The sequence below is a fragment of the Kitasatospora sp. NPDC005856 genome (genome assembly GCF_040629945.1).
GTDB lineage: Bacteria > Actinomycetota > Actinomycetes > Streptomycetales > Streptomycetaceae > Kitasatospora.
Window position 1 is genome coordinate 84,947 of record NZ_JBEXWT010000017.1, and the last position, 26,425, is coordinate 111,371.

Genomic DNA, 26,425 nt, shown 5'->3' on the forward strand with positions numbered 1-26,425 from the left:
GTGCTCGGCTGTAGATCGGCCGTTGACCGCTCCTGGCCAGACTGGTGCCACACCACGACGGAACACCTTCCCCCCGGGGAAGCGAGCCAAGGGAGCACCAGAGATGACGCAGCGTCCGGCCACCGCCCGCACCCGCCTTCGGCTGTTCACGGTCGGCCTCGGGGTGGTCGTCGCCCTGGGCGCCGGCCTCTCCGCCACGGTCGCGGTGGCGGAGACGGCCGGCACCGGGACGGCGACGGTGGTGAGCGGCGACGCGACGCCGACGGCCACCCCGACCCCGACCCCGACCAGCACCGGTCACGGCAGCACCGGCGACTGGAACAGCACCGGCTCCTGAGCAGGCCGGCTCCCGAACTCAGTGGTCCCTGGACGCAGCGACCCCTGAACGTACCGGCTCCTGAACGTACCGGCTCCTGAACGCACCGGCTCCTGAGAGAGCCGGAACCGGGCGCAGGATCGATTCCTCAGCAGCCCGACGACAGCCGGTCGGCGGCCCGCCATCCCTCCGGGACGGACGGAGTCGACGCAGCCGACGCAGCCGAGGCAGCCGACGCGGCCGCAGCCTCCGGCCGGGGCAGCAGCCCCGCCACCTCCTCCGCCTCCGGCAGCCCCAGCCGGACGAAGATCCGATGCGCCTCGCGCAGCCGGCCGCACGCCTCGGCCTCCCGCCCGAGATCGGACAGCGTCCGCCCCAGCACCAGCAGCGCATGGCCCTGGTCCCGCTCGGCGCCCAGCTCCTCGCACAGCTCCAGCGCCTGCCCGGCGTGCTCCAGCGCCTCGTCCGTCCGGCCCAGCGAGCGCAGACTGTCCGCCATCCGGTAGCGGGCGTGCGCGGCCCGGGCCCGCAGACCGGCCGCCGACGCCACCGTCAGGCACTCGCCGAACCAGGTGACCGCCTCCTCGTGCCGCCCCAGCCCGTGCAGCGCCAGCCCCAGCACGTACAGCGTGTACGCCCGGCCCGGATCGTCGTGCCGGGTCCGCAGCTCGGCCAGCACCTCGTGGCAGATCGGCACCGCCTCGGCTGCCCGCCCGCTGCGCACCCGGGCCAGCGCGGCGTTGACCGTCGTCACCAGTGCCCCGGAGCGGTGGCCCAGTTCGCGGGCCAGCAGCAGTGCCTCGTCGTAGTGCCGGACGGCCTCGTCGTAGCGGCTGAGGAACTGGCAGACCAGGCCGAGGTCGTTCAGCGCCTGGCGCAGGATCACCGTGTCGCCGGCCGAGCGGGAGGCGTCCACCGCCAGCCGGGAGGCCGCCTCGGCCTCCTCCAGCCGGGTGGTGGCCAGGGCGACGTTGCCGCGCAGGAAGTGCGCGCGACCAGCTGCCCGGTGGTCGGCGCGGTGGACCGCGGCGGCGGCCAGGGCCTCCGCGGTGGTGGCCAGCTGACGGCTGGGCGGGGCGAGGACGAACGGCGTGAGCGCGATCAGCAGGTCGATCGCGGCGCGCAGCGGCTCCGGTGCCGGGCCGTCAGCCGGGGATGCGGGGGAGCCCGGACCGGAGGCTTCGTCGTCCGCGAGGGTCCAGGCCGCCACCTGCGCGGCCAGCGCGATCGCCCCGGAACCCTCCGCCTCGGCCCAGGCCCGCGCCCCGTCCGGGCCGTCCAGCGCCACGCCCGCGCTGCGGGCGGGCCCGAGCGCGCCGGCCGCCGGATCCCCGGGGACGGCGTGCTGGAAGGCCGTGCACGCGGTGGCCAGCAGGTGGTCGAGCATCCGGTCGCGGGCCGCCACGGCCGCGCCGGGATCGTCCGGGCGGCGCCGGGCGAACGCCCGCAGCAGGTCGTGGAAGCGGTAGCGGCCGGGGAAGGGCGACTCCATCATCGCCACGTCCACCAGGGCCTCCAGCAGGTCCTCGGCGTCGTACTCGTCCAGGTCCAGCAGGGCGGCCGCGGCCTGCAGCCCGAGGTCCGGGCCGTCCACCGAGGCGGCCAGCCGGAACGCCCGGGCCTGGGCGGGCGTCAACTGGCGGTAGCTCAGTTCGAAGGCGGCCGCCACCTCCAGGTCGCCGATGCGCAGCTCGTCGATCCGCCGTCGCTCGACGGCCAGCCGGCGGCCCAGCGTCTGCACCGTCCAGCTCGGCCGGGCGGCCAGCCTGGCCGCCACGATCCGCACCGCGAGCGGGAGGTGGCCGCAGACCAGCAGCAGCTCCCGGGCGGCCTCCTCCTCGGCGGCCAGCCGTTCGGCGCCGATGGTGCGGCCCAGCAGTTCGAGCGCCTCCTCGGGCTCGAAGACGCCGAGGTCGGCCTGGACGGTCGCGGGCAGACCGGAGAGCCGGGTGCGGCTGGTGGTGAGCACGGCGCAGCCGACCGCGCCCGGCAGCAGCGGTCTGATCTGCGCGGTGTCGTGGACGTTGTCGAGCACCAGCAGCAGCCGCCGGCCGTCCACCGCCGAGCGGAACAGGGCCGAGCGGGCGTCCAGGCCGTCCGGCACCGCGTCGGCCGGCACGCCGAGCGCCACCAGGAAGCCGCTGAGCACCGCCTCCGGGTCGGCCGGGGTGGCGTCGGCGCCCCGCAGGTCGACGTAGAGCTGGCCGTCCGGGTAGGCCTCGCGCACCCGGTGGGCGACGTGCAGGGCCAGCGCGGTCTTGCCGACCCCGCCCATGCCGACCACGGTCGCGATCGCCAGCGCCTGCTGGCCCGGCGCGCCGAGGGCCCCGCCCAGCCGTTCCACCAGCGCCGTACGGCCGGTGAAGTCGGCCGCGTCGGGCGGGAGCTGGGCCGGTCTGGGGGCGGGCGCGGTGGTCCCGGCCGGGGCGGCGGGTGCGTCCGGGAGCGCGGGGCCGGCGGCCGGCTCCGGTGACGCGGAACCGGGCGCGGCCGGCTCCGCCGGGCCGGCCACGGATGCGGCGGGGGCGAGCGCGCCGGCCGGGGCCGGGGCGGCGAGCGTCGGGTCGCCCTCCAGGATCCGCTGGTGCAGCAGGTCCAGTTCCACCCCGGGCGCCACGCCGAGCTCGGCGAGGAACAGCTGACGCACGCCGCGGAACACCGCCAGCGCGTCCGCCTGCCGCCCGGCCTGGTACAGCGCGCGCATCAGCAGCCCGTACGCCCGTTCGTGCAGCGGGTGCTCGGTGGTCAGCGAGGTCAGCTCCGGGATGCACCGGGAGTGGCGGCCCAGCGCCAGGTCCAGGGCGATCCGCTCCTCCAGCAGGGTCAGCCGCAGCTCCTGGAGCCGCTGGCGCTGGCGCTGGGCGAACGGGCCGGGGATGCCCGCCAGCGGCTCGCCCTGCCACAGCTCCAGCGCCTGGTTCAGCAGGTCCCGCGCCTGCTGCGGCTCCCCGGCGGCCGCCGTGCGCTCGGCCTGCGCCGCCAGCTCCTCCGCCTGCGCCGCGTCCACCGCGAGCTTGGGCAGCACCAGCCGGTAGCCGTCCCCGACCGAGGTCAGCACGGTCGGCGCGTCCGGCTCCTCGCCGTGCAGGACCTTGCGCCACCGCCAGGCGTAGGTGCGCACCGTCGTCATCGCGGTGCCCGGGGGCTCCTCACCCCACAGGGCGTCGATCAGGTCGGTGGCGCTCGCACCGTGGCCGGGCCGCAGCAGCAGTACCGCCAGCATCGCCTGCTGCTGGGGGCTGCCCACCTTCAGCGCGGTCGCGCCGCGCTGCGCCCGCATCAGTCCCAGCACCGAGAACCGGAAATCGTCCATGCCTGCACCTGCCCGCCTCATGTGCTAGCCCCCGCCCGCACGTGCCGCCCCCCGATGTGATGAGCCCCTATCAACCCATGGCACCCGGCGGGATGTCGAGAGATCGTCGAACCGGTGGTGATCCGGCGTTGATCGGCCGTCCTCACAATCGGTGGTGCGGCGCCCGCGGTCGGCCCGGCACCGACCGCCGGACCCGCCACGTCCCCGGTCGCCCGGCCGCCGTCCGGGCGGCCACCACGGACCTCGGAGGCGGACGCCCATGAACACCGACCTGCTCCACCGGCTGCTCGACGTCGATCCGGTCGCCGGACCGGTCGAGCTGCTCCACCGCGCTCGGGGCGAGCGCCACCTCCCGTACCTGGTGCTCGCCGCGCTCGACCGGGAGGGCGTCCGGATGGGCCGGCACGCCCGGGCCGAGCTGCGGCGCGCCCGCGACCGGGCCGAGTGTTACGCGGGCGTCGCCCGGGACCTCGCCGACGCCACCGGCGTCCGGCCGATCCGCGACCTCCCGCTGGCCGGCTACTACCCGCCGGGCCTGCCCCGGCCGCTGGCCGAGCTCAGCCTGGTCGGCCCCACCGAGGCCTCGCTCTGGCAGGCCGTCAACCGGCTGGTCACCGATCACCCGGTGGAGTCGGTCGAGGTCAGCCTGCTCGGCGAGCGCCCCCGGCACACGGCCGTCACCCTGCGCTGGCCCGCCGAGGACCCGCTGCTCGACCCCTGGTACCAGGTGCGGGTGTCGACCGCCGCGCTCGCCGGCGACCTCGCCACCGTCCCGGTCCGCCCCTACCTGGCCGCCGACGACCACGTGGAATGCCTGATCGCCCTCGCCGAGGAGGGGCTCGGACGCACCTTCCTCGCGGGCGACGTGATCGACGTGGCCCAGCTCGCCGGGCAGCCCTTCGACCCCGTCGAGACCGCCGCGGTGGTCGCCGCCTACCGGCTCGCCCCGGAGGCCGCCGCCCTGCTCGACCTCGCCGCCGAGCACGTGCCGCTCGGCTCCCTGCGGGACGTGCGCACCGTCCTGGAGGCCGAGGTCGCCCCCGAACTCCACCGCCGCCGGGGCCCCGCCGGCCGGCCCCGCCCGCGCCACGGCACCCTGCTGCGCCGCACCGTCATCCGGCACCAGTGGGACGAGGCCCTGCTGCTCCCGGCCGGCGACGCGACCCTGCTGCTCACCCCCGTCGCCGACTACCTGCTCGGCCCCGAGGGCACCCGGCCGACGGCCCCCGAGCGCGCCGCCGCGCTGGCCGCCCTGCGCGCCTGGGACGCCACCGCCCCCGGCCGCCCGGACCGGGCCGCGTACACCGGCTGACGGAGCCGAGCCGCCGTCGAGCCGTCCCCGTGGGCCGCGGTCGAGCGTGGGGGGGGGGCTTGCCGACCGGCCCGGGGAGTCTTGTATCGTTCCTGGCGAATCATCCAGAGGGGTGGAGGGACCGGCCCTACGAAGCCCCGGCAACTCCCCGTTCGACCCGGCGTCCGAAGTACGCGCCGTGCCGTCCGGGATCAGTGCCAACTCCGGCCTGTCGCCACCCTGGCGCGGGAAAGATGAGGAGACACGGTGCTCTCTGTGCTGTCCTTCGCCCGGGCGCTTCCCGCCCCGGCTCTTTCGCGTACCCGTCTCGTGCCCGGCGCAGGCAATCGGCCGACTTCCCCGGCCCGTCCTCGCTGATCACACCCCCGGCTCCCCGCCCGGAGCCGCCGTGAGCAGCCCCCACCCGCTGCTCCCGGCCTCGAGACTGGAGTACCCCACCCATGGAGAACACGAGCGGCGTCGGCGTGCTCGACAAGGTCACCTCGATCCTCGGCACCCTGGAGGCCGGGCCCGCCACCCTCGGCGGCCTGGTCGCGGCCACCGGCATGGCGCGGCCCACCGCCCACCGGCTGGCCGTCGCACTCGAACACCACCGCCTGGTCAGCCGGGACGTGAACGGCCGGTTCATGCTCGGCCCCCGGCTCGCCGAGCTCGCCACGGCCGCCGGCGAGGACCGGCTGCTGGCCGCGGCCGGTTCGGTCCTCACCCAGCTGCGCGACATCACCGGCGAGAGCGCCCAGCTCTACCGGCGGCAGGGCGAGGTGCGGATCTGCGTGGCCGCCGCCGAGCGCCTCACCGGCCTGCGCGACACCGTTCCGGTGGGCGTCACCCTCCCCATGAAGGTCGGCGCCGCCGCCCAGATCCTGCTCGCCTGGGAGGAGCCGGAGCGCCTCCACCGCGGCCTCCAGGGCGCCCGCTTCACCGCCACCGCCCTGAGCGGCGTACGGCGCCGGGGCTGGGCCCAGTCCGTCGGCGAGCGCGAGGTCGGGGTCGCCTCCGTCTCCGCGCCCGTCCGCGGCCAGTCCAACCGGGTGGTCGCGGCCGTCACGGTCTCCGGACCGATCGAACGCCTCAGCCGCCACCCCGGCGCCCACCTCTCCCAGGCCGTCGTCGAGGCCGCCCACCGGCTCACCGAGGCCCTGCGCCACCCGTGAGCGGCGCCCCCGAGCGCCACCCGTGAGAAGAGCTCCGGGCCCTGGGTCGCATCCTCCGCGCGACCCAGGGCCCGGTGACACGGTCTCAGACCCGGGGCAGCAGGACGGCGCGGCGGGGGCGGGGTATCCGGCTGATCACCGCGCCGATCAGGGTGCCGATCGACACCCCGAAGACCGCCGAAACGGCCGTCAGCACCGACTGCGCGCCGTTGCCGACCTCGATCTGCGCGGTGTGCAGCAGGCCGAAGGAGCCCGGCACCACGATCCAGAACGCGGGGAGGTAGAGGACCTGCCAGAGCGGACCGCCCGGCAGCCAGTGCACCAGGGTGGCCGCGGCCGCGGCGGTGACCGCACCGGCCAGGCCGCCGACCGCCGCGCCGTGCGCCGACCCCACCACCACCTGGGCCGTGACGCTCACCGCGATCACCACGACGATCCACGGCACGGCCGAGGGCGGGGTGTTCACGTTGACCACCACGCCGGCCACCGCGAGCGCCAGCCCCAGCGCGATCACCCACCAGCTCGGCCGGGCGACCTGCACGTCGGCCAGCGCGGTGGCCGGCATGCCGGTCGCGGTCGCCGCCGCGGCCACTCCGGCGAGGAACAGCGCCAGCTGCACCGCGCCGGACACCAGCCGGGCCGTACCCGCGCTGGCCGCCCCCGCGGCGATCTCCGACAGCCCGGTGACGAGCAGCCCGCCCGGCAGCAGGATCGCCAGCGTGGCGACGATGGTCCGCAGCGAGCCCTCCAGCAGCGAGGCCCGGGCGAGCGAGAGGACCAGCAGCGCCACCAGGAACCCGGCGGTGACGGGCAGCAGCGGTCGCAGGTACGGCAGCCGCCGGGCGAGCACGGTCAGCCCCACGACGATCAGTGAGCCGAGCCCGGCCGCCAGCACGTTCGCCGCCACCGGCTGGAGGAAGAGGCAGACCCCCACCCCGACCGGCAGCGCCCCGAGGTCCGACACCCACGCGGGCCGGCGGGCCGGCGTCCGCCGGATCGCGTCCAGCTCGGCGAGCGCCTGCGGCCCGTCGAGTTCGCCCGCCCGCAGCCGGTGCACCAGGTGGAGGACGTCGGCCGTCTGCTCGAACCGCAGTGCGCCGCCGACCGGCTGGAACCGGGTGGCGTCCTCCGGCCCCAGCGCGACGAAGAGCCCGTTGGTCAGGGCGGCGACCCGTACCTCCGGGGCCCCCAACGCCCGCCCCAGCCAGTGGAGTTCCTCCTCGACGTCATGGACGGGCAGGCCACCGCCCAGCAGGGCTTCGCCCAGTTCGAGCAGCAGGCGGCGGAGCGGGTCGGGCGGGGCATCGGTGACCCGGACCAGGGAAGACGTGCTTGACATGGCAGGTATCGTCCCATCCCGCCCGAATCGGTCCGACTGTGCCCCGGTCTGTTCGGTTTCCCGCCGCGTTCCGACCGGCCGGTGACGGAGGCCGGCCCGGGGAGACGAGCGCGTTCCAGGACACGAGCGCGCCCCGCCCCGCTGTCCACCTTCGGGCAGTAGCATCCCTTTCGACCTCTTTGGGATGCTTTCCGGTGAATCGGCGACCGGTCCGACCACGCGCGGGAGGACCGTCCGCCGGCGTTGGGGGAGATGTGACCGTCGTCGCCGCCGTGGCCCGCTCCACCCGGGTCCGGCCGCTGACCGCCGCCGACCTACTGGCGGACGCCGCCGCCCGGGCCGGGCTCTGGGAACTGCTCGCCGAACGGGCGCACGGCGCTCCGGAGGCGGTCGCGGTGCTGCTGACCCCGGGCGCGTCCGCGTACGGCGATCCGGCGACCGCCGTCAGCGCCGCCCTGGTGGAGCACCTGATCGACCTGCTGCACGACCGCGGCTACCGCGACGTCACCGTCGGCGCCGCCCGCTGCGGCCCCGACACCTGGCTGGCCGGCCTCGGGCTCCGCCAGGCCTGCCGCCGGCTCGGTTACGGCGGACACACCCCGCGGGGCAACGCCTACCGCCTCGTGGACCTCTCCGAGGACGTCGAGCCGGCCGACTTCCCCGACAGTGCCGTCCTGCACGGCAGCGGCATGGCCCGAAGCTGGCTCGAGGCGGGCTTCCGGATCAACATCGCCAAGAACAGCACCCACCCCGAGTTCGGCTATGCCCTGTGCCTGGCCAACCTGTTCGGCGTCCTCCCCCAGGGCGACAAGCACCACCACTACCGCGCCCGGCGCGACGGCGCCGAGGTCATCGTCGACCTGCTGCGCTCCTACCCGCCCGACTTCCACCTCATCGACGCCGTGGTGAGCAGCCACGGCTGCGCCGGCTCGCAGGTCGGCCGGCCACTGCGGACGGACACCGTGATCGCCGCACCGGACGGTGTGCTCGCGGACGTGGTCGGGTCCCTGTTGATGGGCGTCGACCCGGTCTCCTCGCCGCTCAACGCCCGAGTGCTCGGCGACCGCGGCCTGCCGGACGCCTACCGGATCGACGGCGACCTGACGCCCTACCCAGGCTGGCGTAACCCGCCGAGATCCCTGGTCGAGGCGGTGCGCCGGCTCGCCCCCGACGGCCGGGCCCACCGGCTGTTCAGCATCGCCGCCTGGCACGTCGCCCCGGGCGCGGCGGAGGTCACCGACCCGGCCCTCGCCCGGCTCTCCCGCCTCCTCACCTCGCTGATCCGCGCTGCCGACGTGAACCCGGCCGCCGCCGCCACCCTGTGCGCGATGGTCGGCGCCGCGGCCTCGGCCTCCTCCACCGTCCGCGCCTGGCGGACCGGGAACGCCAAGGACGGCCTGCGCCGCCGGGACGTCTCCCTCGCCGTCGACCCCGACGTCTACACCCACGAGGACTTCGACCGGATCACCGACCTGCTGCGGCCGCTGGAGACGGTCATCGACGCGCTGCCCCCGGACGCCTGGCAGATGCGCTGGCAGCACGTCGGCCACTCGATCCTGTTCGGCTGCGAGCGCACCGTCCACGCGCCCTACCGGGAGTTCGTCCGGCGCGTCGACATCAGCCGGTCCATCAGCTACATGACCGACTACCTCGGCGGACGGCTCCACGTGGTGACCCGCGACGCCCAGGGCAGGCCCACCCGCCAGATCGAACGCAACCTGTACCTGGCGCAGCCGAACTACCTGGCGTACTACGGCGGCCCGCCCATCGACGTCTGCAAGCTGGAGTCGGTGGACTACCGGGAACAGCGGCAGCGGATCTCCTGGCGCACCGTCCGCAGCCCCAACGGCTCCGCCGCGTACGACGACGGCTCCGTGACCTTCCTCCCCGCCGACGACGGCGACCGCACCCGGATCGTGATCCGGGTGCGCCAGCGCTTCACCCTGCCGCTGACCTGGCAGGTGATCCGCCCCGACACCCGGCCCAAGCTCAGGGACCCGCTCGTCCAGGACTCCTACCAGCGCTTCTTCACCCGCACCCTGGACAACTTCGAGGCCCAGTACGAGGGGCGCCCCTACCGGATCGGCCGGCCCTGGGAGGAGTTCGACGACCTGGAGGCCGCTGAACTGCCCACCCAGCGGCTGACCGAGGCCGCCCGGATGGTGCGCACCGTCGCCGCCCAGGCCCTGAGCCAGACCCTCACCGCGCCGGCCCCACCCGGACGCCTGGGACCGGACGGCTTCTGGCACGTCGCGCCCGGCGACATCCCCACCCGCTCCCCCCTCCTGGACGAGCTCCGCGAGTCGCTGCGCCCCGCGGTGGCCGGCTTCTGGCAGGGCCTGCGTGAGGCCGCCGCCAGGGACCGGCGGTCGAGGCCGGCCCCGTGAGGGCCTGCGTCACCGGCGCCAGCGGGCTCGTCGGGTCCCAGGTGGTGCGCGCGCTGCGCGCCGCCGACCACGAGGCGCGGGCACTGGTGCGCCGCAGCAGCGATCTCCGCCAGCTGCACGGCCTGGACGTGCCGCTGGTCAACGCTGACCTGCGCGACCCGCTCAGCCTGCAGCCCGCCTTCGAGGGTTGCGACACGGTCTTCCACTGCGCCGCCGTGTTCGCCTACTGGGACACCAGCCGGGAGGAACTGGCCCGCGCCAACGTCGAGGGCACCTGCGAGGTGCTGCGGGCGGCGGCCGGGGCCGGGGTCCGGCGGGTCGTGGTGACCTCCTCCTCCATCACCTGCGGCTCCTCGGGCGGACCGGTCGCCCGGGACGAGGAGCGGATGCCCGGAGAGGAGTACCTGCCGGACTACTTCGTCACCAAACTGGAGCAGGAGAGGACGGCGTTTGCCCTGGGTGCCGAACTCGGCCTGGAGGTGGTGGCGGCCTGCCCGACCATCGTGGTCGGCGGGCCCGACTGGCGACTGGTGCCCAGCAACGCGCTGATCACCCGGTACCTGGCCGACTCGCTGCGAACCACCTACCCGGGCGGCTGCAACATCGTCTCCGTTCGGGACGTCGCGGCCGGACACGTGCTGCTCGCCGAGCGCGGCCTGCCCGGGGAGCGCTACCTGCTCGGCGGCGAGAACTGGGCCTGGCGGACCATCCACCAGACCGTCTCCGAGCTGTGCGGCACCCGCGGACCGTGGGCCACCGCCAGCCACACCGGCGCGTACCTGGCGGCGACGCTGGGGGAGATCCGCGCGGTGCTGACCGCCCGGGCGCCGGCGACCACCCGGGCGGAGGCCCGGACCATGGGGCGCTTCTACTGGTACCGGCACGACAAGGCCGCGGGCCTCGGCTACCGGCCGAGGCCCGCGCGGCAGGCGCTGGTGGAGGCGCTCGGCTGGCTGCTCACCAGCCCGCACCTGTCGGACCGGGTCAGGTCCGGGCTGCGGCCGCACCCGGAGGTGACGGCCGCGCGGGAGCTGCTGCCCCGGTCGCTGGAGGACGGGGAGGGGGAGGGCTGACCGTCACTGCTTCGGGCTCTTGGAACGGGAGGGTTTGGCGGCCGTGCCGCCGTCGGTCGGGGCGTCGTCGGTCGTGTCACCGTTCGTCGGAGTGCTGTCGGCCGGGGCGCGGAAGGCCGGGCCGTCATCGTCCGTGGCGGGAGCGACGTCGCGGCCCCGCGCGGCCCGGCGGAGGTGGTCACGCAGGCGTTCCTCGTGTTCCCGGGTGACCTCCGCGACCCGCTGGGCGTAGTCGATGCCGAGCCCGCTCAGCTCCAGGGCGAACCTCAGGTCCTCGTCCGCGACGAATTTCCAGTACTCGCTGTAGACCTCGCCCCAGGCGAGCCTGCCGGTGGCCAGGCCGGCCGTCATCTCCGCCCAGTCGCCCCACATCGTGGTCTGGAGCTCGGCGATGTTGGCGGCGGTGGACCGCAGGTGTTCCCAGCCCGCCTGGAGTTCGTCGTTCAGCTGCTCGGGGGTCTCGGGACTCATGGCCACTCCTCAGTTCGGGTTCCCGGCGTCGGCCGGCCGGGGGCTCAGCAGCGTGCTGTGGTGGAACCCCAGACGGGGGTCGGTCCAGACGGGGAGGTCGGGGACGTGGGCGCGCAGCTCCGGCATCGCGACCCGCAGCCGGACGGTGTTGGCCGGGTAGTCGTACACCGTGATTGTGTTGAGCCCCCGGTTGGCGGTGAACAGCAGGGACTGGTCGGCGGAGAGCTGGCAGGCGTAGACCCCGTCGACCAGCGTGCCCCGGGTGACCCGCAGGGCGCCGAGGAAGTGCTTGCTGCTCGGGCCGGGCGAGCCCCGGGTGAAGGCGTCGGCGACCTGCCGCGCCGCCTGCCGGGCCGATCGCAACTGCCATGACAGATCCGGGCGTTGGTCGATCACCCGGGAGGTGGCGAAGTCGGCGAGGTCGATCATCACGATGGTGCTGCTGCCGCCGTTGCAGTAGATCAGCTCGCGGTCGGAGACACAGACGTCCGAGTTGATGTGCGCGGGGAAGGACTGGCCGGCGGCCCAGTGCCGCAGGATCTGCCCGGTCTCGGCGTCGATCTCGTAGACGTACTCCTTGAAGTAGGCCATCGCCCACTCGTGCCAGTCACGGCCCTCCTGGGGGAGGACGCGGAAGGAGAGCGCGTAGAAGCGCTCGTCGCTTGGGTGGCAGGCCACGTGCCAGCAGGTCGTCGGCAGGCGCACCCGCCGGGCGACGCGCTTCTCCAGGTCGAAGATGCCGACCTCGGCGGCCTCGCCCCGGCCGGGGTGGTCCATGCCGCCGTAGACGAGGTAGCGGCCGGAGGCGGTGCGCTTCATGGCGTGCGGGAGCTTCAGCAGGTGGTCGCCGATGCGCTGGGCCTCGGTGGGGCGGTCGAGGTCCATCAGCCACAGGCCGTCGCCGATCGCGGTGATGCCGTGGGTGGCGTCCAGCCAGACCATGTGGGTGCTGCTCTTGATGGCGGCGTCGGGGGGCTCGAACCGCAGGGTGGAGACGCGTTCGCTCTCGTCCAGGGACTGCACGTCGTAGAAGAGGAGTTGCTGCCCCGCGTTGCCGAGGAACCCGAACCGGTGGTCGGGGGTGATGCTGACGGCGTGGCCGCCCGCGACGCCGTCGTAATACTGGATCCGGTAGGCGTACTCCCCGCTGTCGGGGTCGTAGCGGAAGACGCAGACGCCGGCCGCGCCCTCCAGACCGTTCAGACCGTTCCCGTCCAGGGCGATGTGGAAGGCGTAGGGGTATGTTCCCATGTTCTCCAGGCCTCCACTGATCATCGTACGAGCGGCACGGTTTGATCGCATGCGGTGCGTACCGATTGTGGCACGGCGGGTGTTCGCGGGGCCGCCTTGTGAGGTGCGTGTGCGATCCATGTGTGCGAGCCTGATGGAGGGGTCTGTAGCCGCTCCATTGCGTTCGGTGACTACGCCCTCTATCAGTCCAAATCCCTTGCAGGAAGGCAGGTCGATCTCCATGATGCCTGCAGAACCGACGGCAACGCTGACGCGCGTCGAACCGCTGGACGTGAAGGCCGTGACGGCGGTGGCCATCTCGCAGGAAAGCGCCCCGATCGGCTCCACCAGCAGCAATGGGTTTCATATTTTCACCATCTCGCTGCACGTGGACCCGCAGGCCGGTGAATACAAGCCGGGGAAGCTGCACTACGAGTTCAAGGCCCCGACCGGCTGGAAGTGGGTCGATTGGGCAAGTTACTACTACTACGACGAGCAGAACTACAAAACCACCGTGCCCAAGGTCCTCCAGACGGACACCTCCACGGCAGGGATGCTCGCGTTCGACCTCGACAGTCACCTGAACTCGGGCGCGGGCAACGACGTCACCCGCCTCTGCTTCACCCTGATGGTCATTCCGGTGGCGGGGACCGCTCCCAAGAGGTACGACGACGGGAGCGCGACCGTCACCGGTGGTTCCGACTCGAAGCTCCTCCCGAAGCCGATCATCCTCACGGGCATCACCACCTAGTGGCTCGCTGAGCAGTCGAAGCTCGCGCCGGCGGTGCGGATCCGATCCGGATCCGCACCGCCGGCGGCTGTCACGGGCGGACGGTGAGCACCAGCTTGCCCGTGACCCGGCCCGTTTCGCCCTCGGCGTGCGCCTCGGCGGCCTCGGCGAGCGGGTAGGTGCCGGAGACGTGTACGCGCAGCTGCCCGGACTCGGCGAGGGCGGCGATCGCGGCCATGCCCGCCTGGTCGTGCTCGACCAGCAGGGTCTTGGCGGTCACGCCAAGCTCGGCGGCGCGTTCGGCCAGGCCGTCCAGGCCCTGGGGCAGGATCGACACCAGGACGCCGCCGGGCCGGAGCGTCTCCAGGGAGCGCAGCCGCTCCTCCCCGCCGAGCGGGTCGAGGACCACGTCGACGTCGCGGGCCTCCTGGACGAAGTCGGCGGTGCGGTAGTCGACGACCTCGTCCGCGCCCAGGCTCCGGACGAAGTCGTGCTTGGCGGCGGAGGCGGTGCCGATGACGTACGCGCCGCGCGCCTTGGCGATCTGCACGGCGACGTGCCCCACGCCGCCGGCCGCCGCGTGCACCAGGACCCGCTGCCCCGGCCGGACGTCGGCCGTGTCGACGAGGGCCTGCCAGGCGGTGAGCGCCACCAGCGGGAGCGCGCCCGCCTCGACGTGGCTCAATGCGGCGGGCTTGGGCACGAAGGCCCGGGCGGGGCCGGTGACGTACTCGGCGTGCGAGCCGGCGCCGTACGGGTACGGCAGCATGCCGAAGACCTCGTCGCCGGGGGCGAAGAGCGAGACGCCCATGCCGACCGCCTCGACGACGCCGGAGACGTCCCAGCCGAGCGTGAACGGGGGCTCGCCGAGAAAGATGCGGCGGTCGCGGTGCTTCCAGTCGGTGGGGTTGACCCCGGCGGCGTGGACGGCGACGAGGATCTGCCCGACGCCGGGCGCGGGCCGTTCGACCTCGGCCTCGTGGAGGACGTCCGGGGCGCCGAAGGTGGTCTGGGTGATGGCTCGCATCGTGTTCGTGGTCATGGATCAAGCGTGCGGGCGCGGCCCTGACCTGCGAAATGGCAAGATTGCCAAAGACCGATAGGATCGTGCCATGGCTGTGACGGAACCCCTTGCCCTCGCCGACCGGCCGCCGCACCGCGTGGTCGTGCTCGCCCTCGACGGCGTCTACCCCTTCGAACTGGGCATCCCCAACCGGGTCTTCCCCGGGGTGCCGGGGGCGTACGAGGTGGTGACCTGCGCGGCGACGGACGATCGGACGGTCGCCACCGACGCCGACTTCACCATCACCGTCGGGCACGGTCCCGAGGCGCTGGAGAGCGCCGACACGGTCGTCATCCCGCCCTACGCCCTGCACCGCGTCACCGCCGACCTGCCGGAGGCCGACCGCGCGGCCCTCGCCCGGATCCGCCCCGGCGCCCGGATCGTCTCCATCTGCACCGGCGCGTTCGCGCTGGCCGCCGCCGGCCTGCTCGACGGGCGCCCCGCCACCACCCACTGGGCGCTGGCGCCGACGTTCCGCCGGATGTACCCCCACATCGCCCTGGACGCCGACGTGCTGTTCATCGACGACGGCGACATCCTCACCTCGGCGGGCGCCGCCTCCGGCCTCGACGTGTGCCTGCACCTGGTGCGCACCGACCACGGCAGCGCCGTCGCCAACAAGGTCGCCAGGAACTGCGTGGTGCCGCCCTGGCGGGAGGGCGGCCAGGCCCAGTACATCGAACAGCCGGTGCCTCCGGAGGGCGCCAACGGCACCGCCGCGACCCAGGCCTGGGCCCTGGAACACCTCGACCGCCCGCTCGCCCTGCGGGAGTTGGCCGCGCACGCCCGGATGAGCCCGCGCACCTTCGCCCGCCGCTTCCAGGAGGAGACGGGCACCAGCCCGGGCCGCTGGCTGATCCAGCAGCGGCTGCACCGCGCCCGCCACCTGCTGGAGAGCAGCGACCTCCCGGTCGACCGCATCGCCACCGAGATCGGCTTCGCCACCGGCGCCTCACTGCGGCAGCACCTGCACGCCGCGATCGGGGTGTCACCCCAGGCCTACCGCAGCACCTTCCGGGGCCAGAGCGGCACCCCGGCCCGGACCTGAACGGCCGGGCCGGGGTGCGCCGCTCGGGCCCGACCGCCCGCCGGACTCAGCGCACCACCCAGAGCTGCGCCGTGGTGCCGTTGCACGGCTGCTGACGCACCTCGCGCCGACTGCCCGACGGCGCGCCCGCGTCCTGGAGGCACAGGCCGGTCGCCCGGTTCTTGATCAGGAGCACCCCGCTGGCCTGGGCGACGTGCTCCCAGCGCTGGCCCTGGCTGTAGTTGCAGCGGCGCTGGACGACGGTGGCGCCCGCGTCCATGCCGGTCGGTTCGAGACAGAGACCGGAGTTCGCCGCCTTCATGTCGGTGGACGTCTCGCCGAGGTAGGTGTCCGTCCAGAACGACTGGTTCGAGGCGAGCTTGCAGTCGAACTCCTGGAGCAGCGCGCCCTCGGAGGTGGAGGCGCCGCGGACGTCGAGGCACTTGTTGGCATTGGCGAGGTTCTCGTAGCGGTGCTGCACCGGATCGGCCTGGGCGGGGGCGGCCAGCGCGGTGGCGGCGGCGAGCACCGTGCCGGCGACGACCAGGGAGCGCAGGACCACGGAACGGACGACGGACTGACGGGTGGAACGCATGACGGGTTCACTCCTCACCAGGGGCGGGGCGCCACCCTGGGGCGCCCTCGCTCGTCAGTCTCACGAACCGGCGCGGCCGCTCCCAAGACCCTTCGGGTTCCATCGAATCCGGGCGTCCGCCGGCTGCGGAGCGCCACGATCCGGTCAGAGCCGGGCAATGCCGCCGCGCGCCGGACCCGCCGGTCTACGGTGGGCGGAAGGCCGCAGGGGCGCAGGGCTCGCGGGGACCGGAGGGCCGGGACGGCAGCCGCAACCCCACGGGAGCCTCCCGACGCGAGGAGCAGGATTGCTGCGCATCCACTTCACTCACGACGACCTGACCAGGGTTCGGATCGCGCGGGCACCCGACCCGCTCGCCGAGACGGTCCTGAGCCTGTCCCTGGTGCAGACCCGCGGCGTGGGCGGCGTGGCGTTGGACGGGTGGCGCAGCCGGACCCGCAGGCTCCTGGGTCCCGACTCGCGGCTGCTGTTCGAGCTGGCGACCGCCGCCGGGGCGGCCGAGGCCCCGGAGGCCTTCCTCCACGCCGACGCCACCACCCTGGCGGACAGCCTCGACCACACCTGGTCGCTGCCCGGCCGGCTGTGGGCGGCGGACCTGCGGATCCTGGAACGCGTGCGGCCGAGGGTGCCCCGCTGGGTCCGGGAGGTGCACCGGGGCGACCGCGAATGGCGCGCGGTGGTCGGCCGCGGCCTGCGCAAGTACCACTCCGTCGCGATCGCCCCGTACTGGTCCCAACTGCTCGCCGCCGCGCACACCGAGCGCACCGCGCGGGCGCTGCTCGCGGCGGACTCCGGGCTGGACGGCCTGCTCGGCTCGCTGCACCCGGACATCCGGTGGCGGTCGCCGGTGCTGGAACTGCCCTGCCCCGTCGACGCGGACCTGCGGCTGCGGGGCACCGGCATCGTGCTCGCGCCCACGTTCTTCTGGCCCGAACCCATGGCGATGACCGACAACCGCGGCCCCGAGCACCCCCTCGTGCTCCACTACCCGCTGGCCCGCGACCTCGCCACCTACCGGTCGGTCTGGGCCCCGGCCGCCGCGGAGGAACCGGGCGGCGCGCTCGTCGCCCTGCTCGGCGCCACCCGCGCCCGCACCCTGCGGGCGGCGGCCGACCCCGCGGGCACCGCCGAACTCGCCCGCCGCACCGGCACCTCGCCCGCCACCGCCAGCCACCACGCCACCGTTTTGCGGGCGGCGGGCCTGCTCACCACCGAACGCGCCGGCCCCGGCGTCCGCCACACCCTCACCCCCCTCGGCGAGGCCCTGCTCCGGAGCCGCCCCTGAACCGGGCGGGCCACCGGAACCGCCGCCGCCCGGGTCGTGGTCGGCGTTCACCTGCGTGAACCGGCGCGCGGGCTCTACGGTGTCCGCAGCGATGTGACGGTGGAACAGATGTGGACAGGGGTGGATCTGGTGGACGTTCCTCTGGCGGATGCGGTGGCGGCGGTCCGGGACGAGCTGCTCGCGGCGGCGGCCCGGGTCGGGGACGACCCCGGGGTGGTGTTCGCGGTCGGGCCGGTGGAGATGGAGTTCGAGGTCGAGCTGCGTGCCGACGCGAAGGCCAAGGCCGGGTTCAAGCTGTGGGCCGTGGGCGCCGAGACCGAGGCCGGGCTCTCCCGCGGGCGCACCCACCGGGTCTCCTTCACCCTCACCCCGCAGCGCCCGGACGGCGGGGACGTCCTGGTGAACTCCGCGAAGCCGCGCCCCGTCGGCCCCGGCGACACCTCCGGGCGCATCGACGGCTGAACGGGGCCCGGCCGCCGGGCGGTCGGGCGGCGGTCGGGCGGTCGGGCGGTCGCGCAGGAGCCGGCGGGGCAGGAGGGGCAGGGGTGGAGCGGGGACGGCTGGCCGGGGTGAACGGACCCGGCGGGTCGGGGTCGGGATCGGGGTACGCGGTGGGCGGGCGGCTGGTGCTGACGTCGGCCCATGTCACCGGTCCGACCGGCAGCGAGGTCCAGGTGTTCCACCCGGGCGGCAGCGGTACGGCGCCCGGGCGGGTGGTCTGGCGGGGCACGCCCGGGGGTCGGGACGACGCCGCCCTGGTCCTCGTCGACCCGGACCCGTCCTGGCAGCCGCCCACGGGCGCGGTGCGCTGGGGCCGCACGGTCACCGACCGGCCCGGCACGGAGTGCGAGACCTGGGGCCTGCCGGACGTGGCCCAGCGCGACGGTCGGGCGGCCGAGGCGGAGCAGCTGCTCGGAACGCTGAACCCGGGCAGCGGGTTCGTCGGCAACCAGTACGTGGTGAACCTGCGCCAGCACCGCCCGGAGCGTCCCGCGGCCGGGGCATCGGCTGGGACATCGGCCGGGGCATCGGCTGGGACGTCGGCTTGGGGAGGGCTGTCGGGGGCGGCCGTGTTCGCCGGCCGGGTGGTGATCGGCGTCGTCTCCGCCGACCGTGCCCACTACGCCGGCGGACAGCTGAACGCCGTGCCCGCCTACGTCCTCCACCACGACCCCGCCTTCCGCGCCGCACTCGCCGACCACGGCGCGGGAGCCCACAACGGCCTGGAGGCGGTGGAGTTCCAGCACCTCGCCGACCGTGTCCTCGGCCATGCCGCCCAGGGCGCCGCGCCCACGGTGGCGGCGCTGCTCCAGGCGCGGCGCCAGGTCGTGCCCTTCCACGGCCGACAGGAGCTGCTGGACGAGTTGCGGGCGTGGTGCGCGCGGGGCGGATTCGGCGCGTGGCTGCTGCACGGGCCGGGCGGCCAGGGCAAGACCCGCCTCGCCCACCACCTGGCCGTCCGACTCGCCGCCGACGGCTGGGCGGTGCTGTGGCCGAAGGAGAGCGCCACGGCCGAGCAGGTGGCGGAGCTGCGCCACACGGCGAAGCCGTTGCTGGTCGTCCTCGACTACGCCGAGACCCGTACCGGGCAGATCCAGGCACTCGTCGAGGCCGCCGCCGAGCACCCGGGCAGCACGCCGTTCAAGGTCCTGCTGCTCGCCCGCACCGGCGGGGACTGGTGGCGCCAGGTCCTCACCGCCGATGCGACGGTCGAGGAGCACCTCGCGAACGCACCCAGCCGGATGCTGGCCCCGCTGCAGGACGATCCCGGTCAGCGGGCCGACTGGTACCGCGACGCCGCCCGGGCCCTGGCCGCCGCGCTGCCCCTGGTCGACGGCATGGCCGGACGGGACTGGCCGGCGGCCGCAGCCTTGTTACCGACACCTCCGCGGCTGGACCAGGACGCGTACGGCAACGCCCTCACCCTCCACATGACCGCCCTCGCCGACCTCCTGGACACGGAACCCGGCGGTGCGGAGCCCGCCTCGGGGGAAGCCGAGACGGTGGAGGACCGGCTGCTCACCCACGAACGCCGGTACTGGCGCAACGGCGCGGCCGCCCTCGGCCTCGTCCCGACATTGAGCACGGCCACCCTGGAAACCGCGCTCGCCGCCGCCCACCTGACCGGCGCCGCCGACCGCGAGGACGCGGACCGGCTGTGGCGACGGCTGCCCGCCCTCGCCGACCAGCCCCGCGACCGCCGCAACCGCGTCACCGCCTGGCTCGCCGCCCTCTACCCCGCCACCTCGCCGGGCGGACCGCCGTGGGGCACGCTGCAACCCGACCGCCTCGCCGAACGCCACATCGGCCACGTGCTCAGCGATGACCCGGCCCTCGCCGACCAACTCCTGGACGGTGCCCACGAATCCCAGGCCGCACAACTCCTCACCGTCTACAGCCGCGCCGCCGCCCACCCCGTGTTCCAGCAACTCGACACCCGGCTCACCGACCTGTGCGTCCGCCGCCACGAGGAACTGGCCGCGCACATCGTCACCATCGCCACCCGCACCGACCATCCCGCACCGCTCACCACCGCCCTCGACGCCGTCATCACGGACCCCACCGCTACCTTCGATGGTTTGATCGCGCTTTATAAACTGTTTCCCCGTGCAAGCCATCGTCTGGTCAGTGCCGCTGCTCAGCTGGCCCTCAATGTCACCAACCACTGCCGTGTGTTGGCCCAGATCAACCCAGGCGCCTATCTGCCCAACCTTGCCAGCTGTCTGGACAACCTCGCGGTTCGGCTGGGGAATGCGGGTCGGCATGAGGAGGGCTTGGCTGCCGTCCAAGAGGCTGTTGAACTTCGTCGATCCCTAGCCGAGGTCAATCGTGACGTTCACATGCCGAACCTCGCCGGCTCTCTCAGTATTCTCGCGAGCCGGTTGGGTGATGTGGGTCGACGTGAGGAGGGCTTGGCTGCCGTCCAAGAGGCTGTTGAACTTCGTCGATCCCTAGCCCAGGCCGGTCCCGACGTTCACATGCCCGACCTAGCGCTGACACTCAACAACCTGGCCAATCGATTGGGTGATGTGGGTCGATGTGAGGAGGGCCTGGCTGCCATCCAGGAGTCTGTCGAAATCCGTCGAGCCCTGGCGCAGGTCAACTCTGATGCCTATCTCCCCAACCTTGCGCTGACACTCAACAACCTGGCCGTTCGGTTGGGTGATGTGGGTCGACGTGAGGAGGGCCTGGCTGCCATCCAGGAGTCTGTCGAAATCCGTCGAGCCCTGGCCCAGGCCAATCCCGACGCCTATCTCCCCAACCTTGCCAGCTCCCTCAATAACCTGGCCGTTCAGTTGGGCAGGCTGGGTCGGCGTGAGGAAGGCCTGGCAGCCATCCAAGAAGCTGTTGAACTCCGTCGCGCCCTGACTGATGCCAATCCCGAGGCTCACCTCCCCAACCTCGGCGCGTCACTCCATAACCTCGCGAACCGCTTGAGCGATGTGGGTCGGCGCGAGGAGGGCCTGGCAGCCATCCAAGAAGCTGTCGATATCCGTCGAGCCCTGGCCGAGGCCAGTCCCGACGCTCATGTGCCCAACCTCGCCGGTTCTCTCAACAATCTCGCCGTTCGGTTGGGCAGGCTGGGTCGGCGTGAGGAAGGCCTGGCGGCCGCCCGCGAAGCCGTCAGCTACATCCGAGACCGGGCTCAGGCCAGTCCGTCTCTCTTCGAATCCCTCCTTCAACTGTCGCTGGAGACTGAGGCCTGGCTCGAAGGGATGAAGCCGTAGCACGTCACGTCTTGTCCGGAGCTGGGACGGATGGCGCCGTCCCGAGCCGGTCCTGAACGGCGCCACCGGAACCCGCCACCGGACTGCGCGGGAAGTCGGCCGGGTCGACTTCCCACGCAGGGCGCCGGGCCGGCTCAGGCGTGGAGGGTGACGTTGGGCAGCGGGTGGCCCTCTGTGTCGAACAACGCGGCGCCGCAGTCGCAGTGTTCGTCGGCCAGGGTCTCGGTCGGGGGCAGTTCCCAGACCAGCATCTGGGAGCAGTCCGGGCAGTTCAGGCTGACCAGGGTCTCCTCGGGCTCCGAGCCCCAGGGCCGGACCGGGAGGCCCTCGTGCAGCAACCCGGCTGGCTCGTGCCCGCCCGTCGGCGCGACCAGCAGCCCGTAGGTGTCGGTGCCGTCCTCCCATACCAGGAGCGTGCAGCCGAGATCGGCCAGCACACCGGAGAGGTGGTCGAGTTGGCGGACCGGGAGGTCGCCCCGGCGCAGGGTCGCATGGTCCTCGGCCGCCCGGTGGACGGTATCCGTGTCGACGCCGACCGGTTCCGCCCCGAAGGCCCGTACCCGGTCGGCCACGAACGCCGCCAGCTGGCCCGGGTGGTCCTCGCCGGTCCAGTCCATGGTGAACATCACCTGGTCGATCCGGACTCCCCGTGCCCGTTCGTCGGGGGTCAGGACCAGCTCTTCCAGCTTCTCCGGGTTCTCCAGCTCCGTCACGGCGATCACGCTATCAACCTGCCGGGCGAGGCCGTTGGCCGCCTTCCGGTTCCACCGATCGGGCACCGGAGGGGCGTTGGCAGTCCTGGCGTGTCGTTCCCGCTTCGGCGCAGGGGAGTTGACCATAGGATCGAAGCGGTCGTACACGGGGGGAAACGATGAAGCTTGTCTCGCTGCGCCGCCATGCCGTCGTTCCGGCCGCCGTGGGGCTGGCGCTGGCCGGGCTGGTCTCCTGCACGGCGTCCACGCACGCCGGCCCGGCCTCGTCCGCCGCCGTCCAGCGGCGCCCGGTCAAGCTGCTGCCGCTCTCCGAGCACGCGGCCGGCCTGGAGGGGATCCGGGCCATTGCGGACACCCCTCCCAAGGGCCGCGAGTGGGTCCGCTACCGGGACGAGGGTGGCAGGGACTGGTACTTCTGGCCCCTCGCCGGCGGCCGGTTCTGTGTCGGGCGGGTCGAGGACGGCGCCACCCGGGAGGTCGGCTGCCCGACCGACCTCCTTCCCACGCACCGCACGCCCGCCCTCAACCCGTTCTACGGCCAGTCGAGTTTGTCCGGCGGCCGTTGGGTGGCCTTCCTCTATGCCGACCAGGAGGAGCTCCTGGATGTCACCTGCGACGGCCGCCCGCTCACCGTTGACCGCATCGCCGACTTCCCGACCTCCTACGGCCGACGGACGCTCTACGCCGTCAGGGCTCCGTGGCTCGTCCATGGCGTCCTGCATGCCCGGGTACGCCTCGCGGACGGCAGCACGATGCCGGACGAGGTGGTTCTCGGGAGCGTCGACGGCAGGGCGCTGGGTTCCTACGAACACGTCTGTGCCTGAGCGGGTGTTCTGCGGCCTTCGCCGTGAGCCGGCCTGAGCCGGCCCTGAGCCGACCGCGCCGCCGGAACGACCGGCGCCGGGTCGGTGAGGTGAACGGTCGAGCGGGCTCACGTCCGGCGATCCGGGGGAGCGCAGGAAGTCGGCGGGGCCGACTTCCTGCGCAGAGGGGGAGCCGGAGCCCGGCCGCGTGCCCGCCGGGACGGCGTGTCAGACCAGGGCGAGCCGGTCCACCAGCAGCTCCACCCGCCACTCGGCGTGTTCCGGCGGCAGCCGTCCGGCCCGGGTCAGGGTGGCCAGCCCGTGCAGGGCGGCCCAGAACGTCTCGGTGAACAGCCCCGGGTGGACGCCGTCGCCGGCGACCTCGCCGAGGCTCTCCAGCAGGGCGGCGAAGGCGTCCTTCAGCGGCTCCGGGGTGTCCTCGTGCGCGAACGCCAGGCCGCCGTCGAGCTGGAACATGGCGTCGTAGACCGCCGGGTTGCGTTCGGCGTAGTCGAGGTAGGCGCGGGCGAGCGCGGTGACCCGGGCGCGGGGGCCGTCCGCGGCGGAGGTCGCGGCCCGCACCGCCGCGGCCATCTCGGCGGCTCCCTCGAGGGCGACGGCGCCGATGATCTCGCGCTTGCCGCGGAAATGGCTGTAGAGGACGGGCTGGCTGTACTCGATGCGCTCGGCGAGCCGGCGGGTGGTGACCGCGTCCCAGCCCTGCTGCTCGGCGAGTTCGCGGGCCGTGGCCACGATGAGACGTTCGCGGTCCGCCCGTTCGCGCTGCTTGCGTTCCTGTACCGACATGACTTGATCCTAGCACTGCTAGACAATCGAGCGGCGGCAGTACTAGCGTTGCCTCATCAGCTAGCAGCGCTAGATTCCAGGGGGAGTCGCCATGCTCAACGCACTTCAGGTCTTCACCACCGTCTTCGTCGGCCTGATGGTGGGGGTGGAGTTCTCCGTCGCCTTCGTCATGAACCGGATCTTCGACGCACTCCCCGAGGACAGCGGCCAGCTCGGCCGCGCCCACGGGGGCCGGATGCTCGGCGCCGTGATGCCGGTCTGGTACATCACCTCGCTCGTCCTCAGCGCCGTCTGGGCCGTCGCCGGGTGGCACAACCCCGGCGCCGGCCTCGTCGTCACCGCCGGCGCGCTGCTGATCACCAGCGTGATCATGTCGGTGCTGCTGCTCGTCCCGATCAACAACCAGGGCAAGACGTGGACCCCCGAGAACCGGCCCGCCGACTGGAAGCAGCAGATGAACCGCTGGGACCGCTTCCACTACGCCCGCGTCGCCGTCATCGTCGCCGCCTTCACCCTGCTGGTCGCCGCCCTCGCCTGAGCCCGCGGGCGACACCTCGCGGGCAAGGGCGGTTGTCAGGGCACGCGCTACGGTCGACTCATGACCAGTAGCAGGCAGCCCGACCTGGACGAGATCGAGGCGCGCTTCGTCGCGCTCGTCGAGGCGCGGACGAGCCGGGACGCCGTCGACCGATGGGCGGCGCGATGGATCACCGATGACGATCTCGCCTGGGACGACCTGTCCCGATGGGCACTCGAACTCCTCCACGGCATCGACCTGCCGGCCGGCCCCGAGGGCGGCTTCCTCCACGACGACGAACAGGTGCGGGGCTGGCTCGACGAGCTCCGGAGGCGCCGGGCCCACCCGGGCGACTGAACGGGTGCGGGTCCGTGGCATCGACGGCGAGGAGGACGGACGCCCGCTGCGGATCGGCCGCGGGGGCGCCGGTCCGCCGATGCCCGAAGGGAGCGAGCCCGAAGTCGCCTTCCGCCCGGACGGGTTCGGGCCGCTGATGCGGCATCAGTCGGAGTTCTCCCAGACGAGAACCCCGGGACCGTCGGGCGTCACCACCGGGACCCATGCCTCGTCGACCTCCGACAGGCGGGACTCGTCGAGCACCAGTGGTGTGGGGAGCGGGTCATCGCGGTTCGCGGAGCCGTAGACGTGGAAGCCGACCGCGGCCCTCAGCCGGTCGAGCAGGCCGGCCGGCCAGTCCAGGCGCCTTGACCCGTGTCCTTTCAGTTCACCGGCGAAGATCTCCTTCAGGTCGTCGTCCAGGCCCCGCCCGAGCAGGGGGATCAGGTAGCCCTCCTGCTGGTACTGGACGCAGCCGTATCCTCCGCCTTGGTTCTGGTAGATCACGCCGGTCGGCGCGGCCACGATGACGAACATCCAGCCCTGATTCGACCCGCTGCCAACCGGGTCCAGGAAGATGTACCGCTTGTCGCCGTCTGCGTCAGTCATGCTCAGGAGCGTCGCACAGAACGACCGGGTGCCGTCCGGTGCACAGGAAGTCGGCGGGTCCGACTTCCTGTGCGGGGTGGGAGGCGGCTACGCCGGCAGCTCGTGGCCGATCGCCCGCAGGACGTCGGCGAGCCAGGTCAGGTGGTAGCTCAGCACGCGGTCCGGGTCGGCGAGTACGTCCTTCAGGTGCTGCCAGGATTCCGAGTGCTGTCCGATCGTGAGGTCGTCCGGCTCCCGGGTGACGTCGTAGAGATCGTTCGGGGGGATGGACCAGAAGTAGTCCTTGTCCAGGACGACGGTGTCGCTGCCTGTGGAGGCTTCCACATGGCGGAGCAACAGGTCGAACGATCTGCGCAGCTCGGCGAGGGACACGGACATGGGGTCATCAGTCATGATCACCATCATGCGGGAGCGGTGAGGGTGCGCAGGAAGTCGGCGGGGTCGACTTCCTGCGCGCGGCGCGGCGGGGGTTCAGGGGTGGCGGGTGGCTTGGGTGCGGCAGTGGGTGAGGGCGTACTTGAGGCGGGGGTCGGGGTTGGGGGTGGTGGTGAGGAGTTCGCCGGCGGTGACGAGGGCGGTCCAGTAGGTGGTGGGGTTGCCGGTGCGGGGGAGGGGGTGGGCGGCGGCGAGGGAGAGGTAGGCGGTGGTGAGGTTGCCGGTGGTGAACCAGCGCTGGAGGCCGTGTTGGTGGCCGGGGCGGATGCCTCCCATGGCGTCGATGGCGGTGAGGAAGTGTTCGACGATCGCGAGTTCGGTGTCGGTGAGGGAGACGGGGACGTCGAAGACGCCGAGGGCTTCGAGGAGTTCGCCGGTGTCGGTTTCGGTGCCGGGGCGGGGGTGGGCGAGGAGGGCGTCGTGGCAGTCGTCGAGGCGGCGGGTGGTCTCGGCGAGCGGGATGCCGAGGGCCAGGCAGACCGCCCGGGCGGCAGGCAACGGTGTGCGGGTGCGGCGGGCGAGGAGGGCGTACGTCTCGGCGGGGGTCCGGCCGCGGGAGAGGGCGTGCCGGGCCAGGGTGGTGAGGTGCATGGGGAGTTCGGGCTTTCAGACGGCGACGATCGTGAGGGTGGGGGCGGGGGCGGGGGCGACGAGCGCCCAGATGTACTTGCCGATGCCGCCGGGGCGGTCGGCGCAGCCCCAGCGCTCGGCGAGTTCGTTGACGAGGAACAGGCCTCGGCCGTGTTCGTCGTCGGGGGCTGGGGTGCGGAGGACGGGACGGCCGGAGCCGGCGTCGTGGATCTCCAGCCGCAGGCGGGAGTTGACGAGGGCGAAGCGGACTTCGATGTGCCGGTCGTCGGGCGCGTCGGAGTGCTGGACGGCGTTGGCGAAGAGTTCGCCGAGGAGCAGCTCGGCGGTGTCCGAGTAGCGCTCGCCGGAGGGGAGGCCGGAGAGGTAGGCGCGGAGCAGGTAGCGAGCCAGGGGCGTGGACTCGACCTGGGAGTCGAGACGCGCGACGAACATGCGGGGGCAGCGGTGGGTTTTGAGCATGGGGGGAGCACCTCAAGAGGGCGGAGGGGGCGTGCGACAGGAGCGCGTATCATCACGCTGCGCATGCAGATGATTGCGTTCCGGTCTCAATGATCCGGCGATGGGACTACGGTTGCGACTAAATCGGAGTGC

General features: G+C 73.4%; 25 protein-coding genes and 1 riboswitch. Of the genes, 13 read left to right on the forward strand and 12 right to left on the reverse strand.

What is annotated here, in order from left to right:
- Positions 1-103 precede the first annotated feature (103 nt).
- Complete coding sequence (locus tag ABZ449_RS13530) at positions 104-337, forward strand: hypothetical protein (protein WP_360344983.1); 234 nt, start codon at positions 104-106, stop codon at positions 335-337.
- 127 nt (positions 338-464) lie between these two features.
- Here the strand turns inward: ABZ449_RS13530 and ABZ449_RS13535 are convergent, their stop codons facing one another.
- Complete coding sequence (locus tag ABZ449_RS13535) at positions 465-3,629, reverse strand: BTAD domain-containing putative transcriptional regulator (RefSeq protein WP_360344985.1); 3,165 nt, start codon at positions 3,627-3,629, stop codon at positions 465-467.
- A gap of 259 nt (positions 3,630-3,888) precedes the next feature.
- Between ABZ449_RS13535 and ABZ449_RS13540 the strand changes: the two genes are divergently transcribed.
- A complete protein-coding gene (locus ABZ449_RS13540) occupies positions 3,889-4,941 on the forward strand; it encodes a hypothetical protein (RefSeq protein WP_360344987.1) in 1,053 nt (350 codons plus the stop codon).
- A 97-nt stretch (positions 4,942-5,038) separates the two neighbouring features.
- Positions 5,039-5,181, forward strand: a riboswitch (SAM riboswitch).
- Positions 5,182-5,381: 200 nt separating this feature from the next.
- Positions 5,382-6,095: an IclR family transcriptional regulator gene (locus ABZ449_RS13545; protein ID WP_360344989.1), complete on the forward strand. Its 714-nt coding sequence runs from the start codon at positions 5,382-5,384 to the stop codon at positions 6,093-6,095.
- Between the two features lie 85 nt (positions 6,096-6,180).
- Here ABZ449_RS13545 and ABZ449_RS13550 read toward each other — a convergent pair whose 3' ends face one another.
- On the reverse strand, positions 6,181-7,434 hold the full coding sequence (locus tag ABZ449_RS13550; RefSeq protein ID WP_360344991.1) for a threonine/serine exporter family protein: 1,254 nt from the start codon (positions 7,432-7,434) through the stop codon (positions 6,181-6,183).
- A gap of 254 nt (positions 7,435-7,688) precedes the next feature.
- On the opposite strand from ABZ449_RS13550, the gene ABZ449_RS13555 reads away from it, so the two are divergent.
- Both ABZ449_RS13555 and ABZ449_RS13560 read left to right on the forward strand, forming a co-directional pair.
- Positions 7,689-9,821, forward strand: a complete 2,133-nt coding sequence (locus tag ABZ449_RS13555; protein ID WP_360344993.1) for a DUF362 domain-containing protein — start codon at positions 7,689-7,691, stop codon at positions 9,819-9,821.
- The gene (locus ABZ449_RS13560; protein ID WP_360344995.1) at positions 9,818-10,894 is read left to right on the forward strand and encodes an NAD-dependent epimerase/dehydratase family protein; all 1,077 of its coding nucleotides are present in this window, start codon (positions 9,818-9,820) and stop codon (positions 10,892-10,894) included. Before ABZ449_RS13555 ends, ABZ449_RS13560 begins: the two co-directional genes overlap by 4 nt.
- A gap of 3 nt (positions 10,895-10,897) precedes the next feature.
- On the opposite strand, the gene ABZ449_RS13565 is transcribed toward ABZ449_RS13560, so the two are convergent.
- Both ABZ449_RS13565 and ABZ449_RS13570 read right to left on the reverse strand, forming a co-directional pair.
- Entirely contained in the window at positions 10,898-11,365 is a 468-nt protein-coding gene (locus ABZ449_RS13565; RefSeq protein WP_360344997.1) for a hypothetical protein, read from the reverse strand.
- A 9-nt stretch (positions 11,366-11,374) separates the two neighbouring features.
- Complete coding sequence (locus tag ABZ449_RS13570) at positions 11,375-12,616, reverse strand: hypothetical protein (RefSeq protein WP_360344999.1); 1,242 nt, start codon at positions 12,614-12,616, stop codon at positions 11,375-11,377.
- Between the two features lie 220 nt (positions 12,617-12,836).
- Between ABZ449_RS13570 and ABZ449_RS13575 the strand changes: the two genes are divergently transcribed.
- Positions 12,837-13,346 carry a hypothetical protein gene (locus ABZ449_RS13575; RefSeq protein WP_360345001.1) on the forward strand — a complete coding sequence of 170 codons (510 nt, stop codon included), beginning with the start codon at positions 12,837-12,839 and terminating at the stop codon, positions 13,344-13,346.
- Positions 13,347-13,416: 70 nt separating this feature from the next.
- On the opposite strand, the gene ABZ449_RS13580 is transcribed toward ABZ449_RS13575, so the two are convergent.
- The gene (locus ABZ449_RS13580; RefSeq protein WP_360345002.1) at positions 13,417-14,367 is read right to left on the reverse strand and encodes an NADP-dependent oxidoreductase; all 951 of its coding nucleotides are present in this window, start codon (positions 14,365-14,367) and stop codon (positions 13,417-13,419) included.
- A gap of 70 nt (positions 14,368-14,437) precedes the next feature.
- Here ABZ449_RS13580 and ABZ449_RS13585 point away from each other — a divergent pair, with 70 nt between their 5' ends.
- Positions 14,438-15,436 carry a helix-turn-helix domain-containing protein gene (locus tag ABZ449_RS13585; RefSeq protein WP_360345004.1) on the forward strand — a complete coding sequence of 333 codons (999 nt, stop codon included), beginning with the start codon at positions 14,438-14,440 and terminating at the stop codon, positions 15,434-15,436.
- Between the two features lie 46 nt (positions 15,437-15,482).
- Here ABZ449_RS13585 and ABZ449_RS13590 read toward each other — a convergent pair whose 3' ends face one another.
- Positions 15,483-16,010 (reverse strand): RICIN domain-containing protein, encoded by a 528-nt coding sequence (locus ABZ449_RS13590; RefSeq protein ID WP_360345006.1) that lies wholly within the window; start codon positions 16,008-16,010, stop codon positions 15,483-15,485.
- A gap of 286 nt (positions 16,011-16,296) precedes the next feature.
- Here ABZ449_RS13590 and ABZ449_RS13595 point away from each other — a divergent pair, with 286 nt between their 5' ends.
- From ABZ449_RS13595 to ABZ449_RS13605, 3 genes are all read left to right on the forward strand, one after another.
- The gene (locus tag ABZ449_RS13595; RefSeq protein WP_360345008.1) at positions 16,297-17,295 is read left to right on the forward strand and encodes a winged helix-turn-helix domain-containing protein; all 999 of its coding nucleotides are present in this window, start codon (positions 16,297-16,299) and stop codon (positions 17,293-17,295) included.
- Positions 17,296-17,424: 129 nt separating this feature from the next.
- On the forward strand, positions 17,425-17,757 hold the full coding sequence (locus tag ABZ449_RS13600; RefSeq protein WP_360345010.1) for a trypco2 family protein: 333 nt from the start codon (positions 17,425-17,427) through the stop codon (positions 17,755-17,757).
- An 83-nt stretch (positions 17,758-17,840) separates the two neighbouring features.
- Positions 17,841-21,023 (forward strand): tetratricopeptide repeat protein, encoded by a 3,183-nt coding sequence (locus tag ABZ449_RS13605; RefSeq protein ID WP_360345012.1) that lies wholly within the window; start codon positions 17,841-17,843, stop codon positions 21,021-21,023.
- A gap of 134 nt (positions 21,024-21,157) precedes the next feature.
- Here the strand turns inward: ABZ449_RS13605 and ABZ449_RS13610 are convergent, their stop codons facing one another.
- Entirely contained in the window at positions 21,158-21,745 is a 588-nt protein-coding gene (locus ABZ449_RS13610; protein ID WP_360345014.1) for a hypothetical protein, read from the reverse strand.
- 149 nt (positions 21,746-21,894) lie between these two features.
- Here ABZ449_RS13610 and ABZ449_RS13615 point away from each other — a divergent pair, with 149 nt between their 5' ends.
- Positions 21,895-22,560, forward strand: coding sequence for a hypothetical protein (locus tag ABZ449_RS13615; protein ID WP_360345016.1), 666 nt, complete (start codon positions 21,895-21,897; stop codon positions 22,558-22,560).
- Between the two features lie 207 nt (positions 22,561-22,767).
- Here the strand turns inward: ABZ449_RS13615 and ABZ449_RS13620 are convergent, their stop codons facing one another.
- Positions 22,768-23,346 carry a TetR/AcrR family transcriptional regulator gene (locus ABZ449_RS13620; RefSeq protein ID WP_360345018.1) on the reverse strand — a complete coding sequence of 193 codons (579 nt, stop codon included), beginning with the start codon at positions 23,344-23,346 and terminating at the stop codon, positions 22,768-22,770.
- Positions 23,347-23,437: 91 nt separating this feature from the next.
- On the opposite strand from ABZ449_RS13620, the gene ABZ449_RS13625 reads away from it, so the two are divergent.
- Together ABZ449_RS13625 and ABZ449_RS13630 are read left to right on the forward strand one after the other, a co-directional pair.
- Entirely contained in the window at positions 23,438-23,884 is a 447-nt protein-coding gene (locus ABZ449_RS13625) for a DUF1772 domain-containing protein (RefSeq protein ID WP_360345020.1), read from the forward strand.
- Between the two features lie 60 nt (positions 23,885-23,944).
- Positions 23,945-24,220 carry a hypothetical protein gene (locus ABZ449_RS13630; RefSeq protein WP_360345021.1) on the forward strand — a complete coding sequence of 92 codons (276 nt, stop codon included), beginning with the start codon at positions 23,945-23,947 and terminating at the stop codon, positions 24,218-24,220.
- Positions 24,221-24,364: 144 nt separating this feature from the next.
- Here the strand turns inward: ABZ449_RS13630 and ABZ449_RS13635 are convergent, their stop codons facing one another.
- From ABZ449_RS13635 to ABZ449_RS13650, 4 genes are all read right to left on the reverse strand, one after another.
- Positions 24,365-24,808, reverse strand: coding sequence for a DUF6210 family protein (locus tag ABZ449_RS13635; RefSeq protein ID WP_360345023.1), 444 nt, complete (start codon positions 24,806-24,808; stop codon positions 24,365-24,367).
- Between the two features lie 87 nt (positions 24,809-24,895).
- A complete protein-coding gene (locus tag ABZ449_RS13640; protein WP_360345025.1) occupies positions 24,896-25,201 on the reverse strand; it encodes a hypothetical protein in 306 nt (101 codons plus the stop codon).
- A 78-nt stretch (positions 25,202-25,279) separates the two neighbouring features.
- Positions 25,280-25,834, reverse strand: a complete 555-nt coding sequence (locus ABZ449_RS13645; protein WP_360345027.1) for a hypothetical protein — start codon at positions 25,832-25,834, stop codon at positions 25,280-25,282.
- A 15-nt stretch (positions 25,835-25,849) separates the two neighbouring features.
- Positions 25,850-26,293, reverse strand: coding sequence for an ATP-binding protein (locus tag ABZ449_RS13650; protein ID WP_360345029.1), 444 nt, complete (start codon positions 26,291-26,293; stop codon positions 25,850-25,852).
- Between the last annotated feature and the right edge of the window lie 132 nt (positions 26,294-26,425).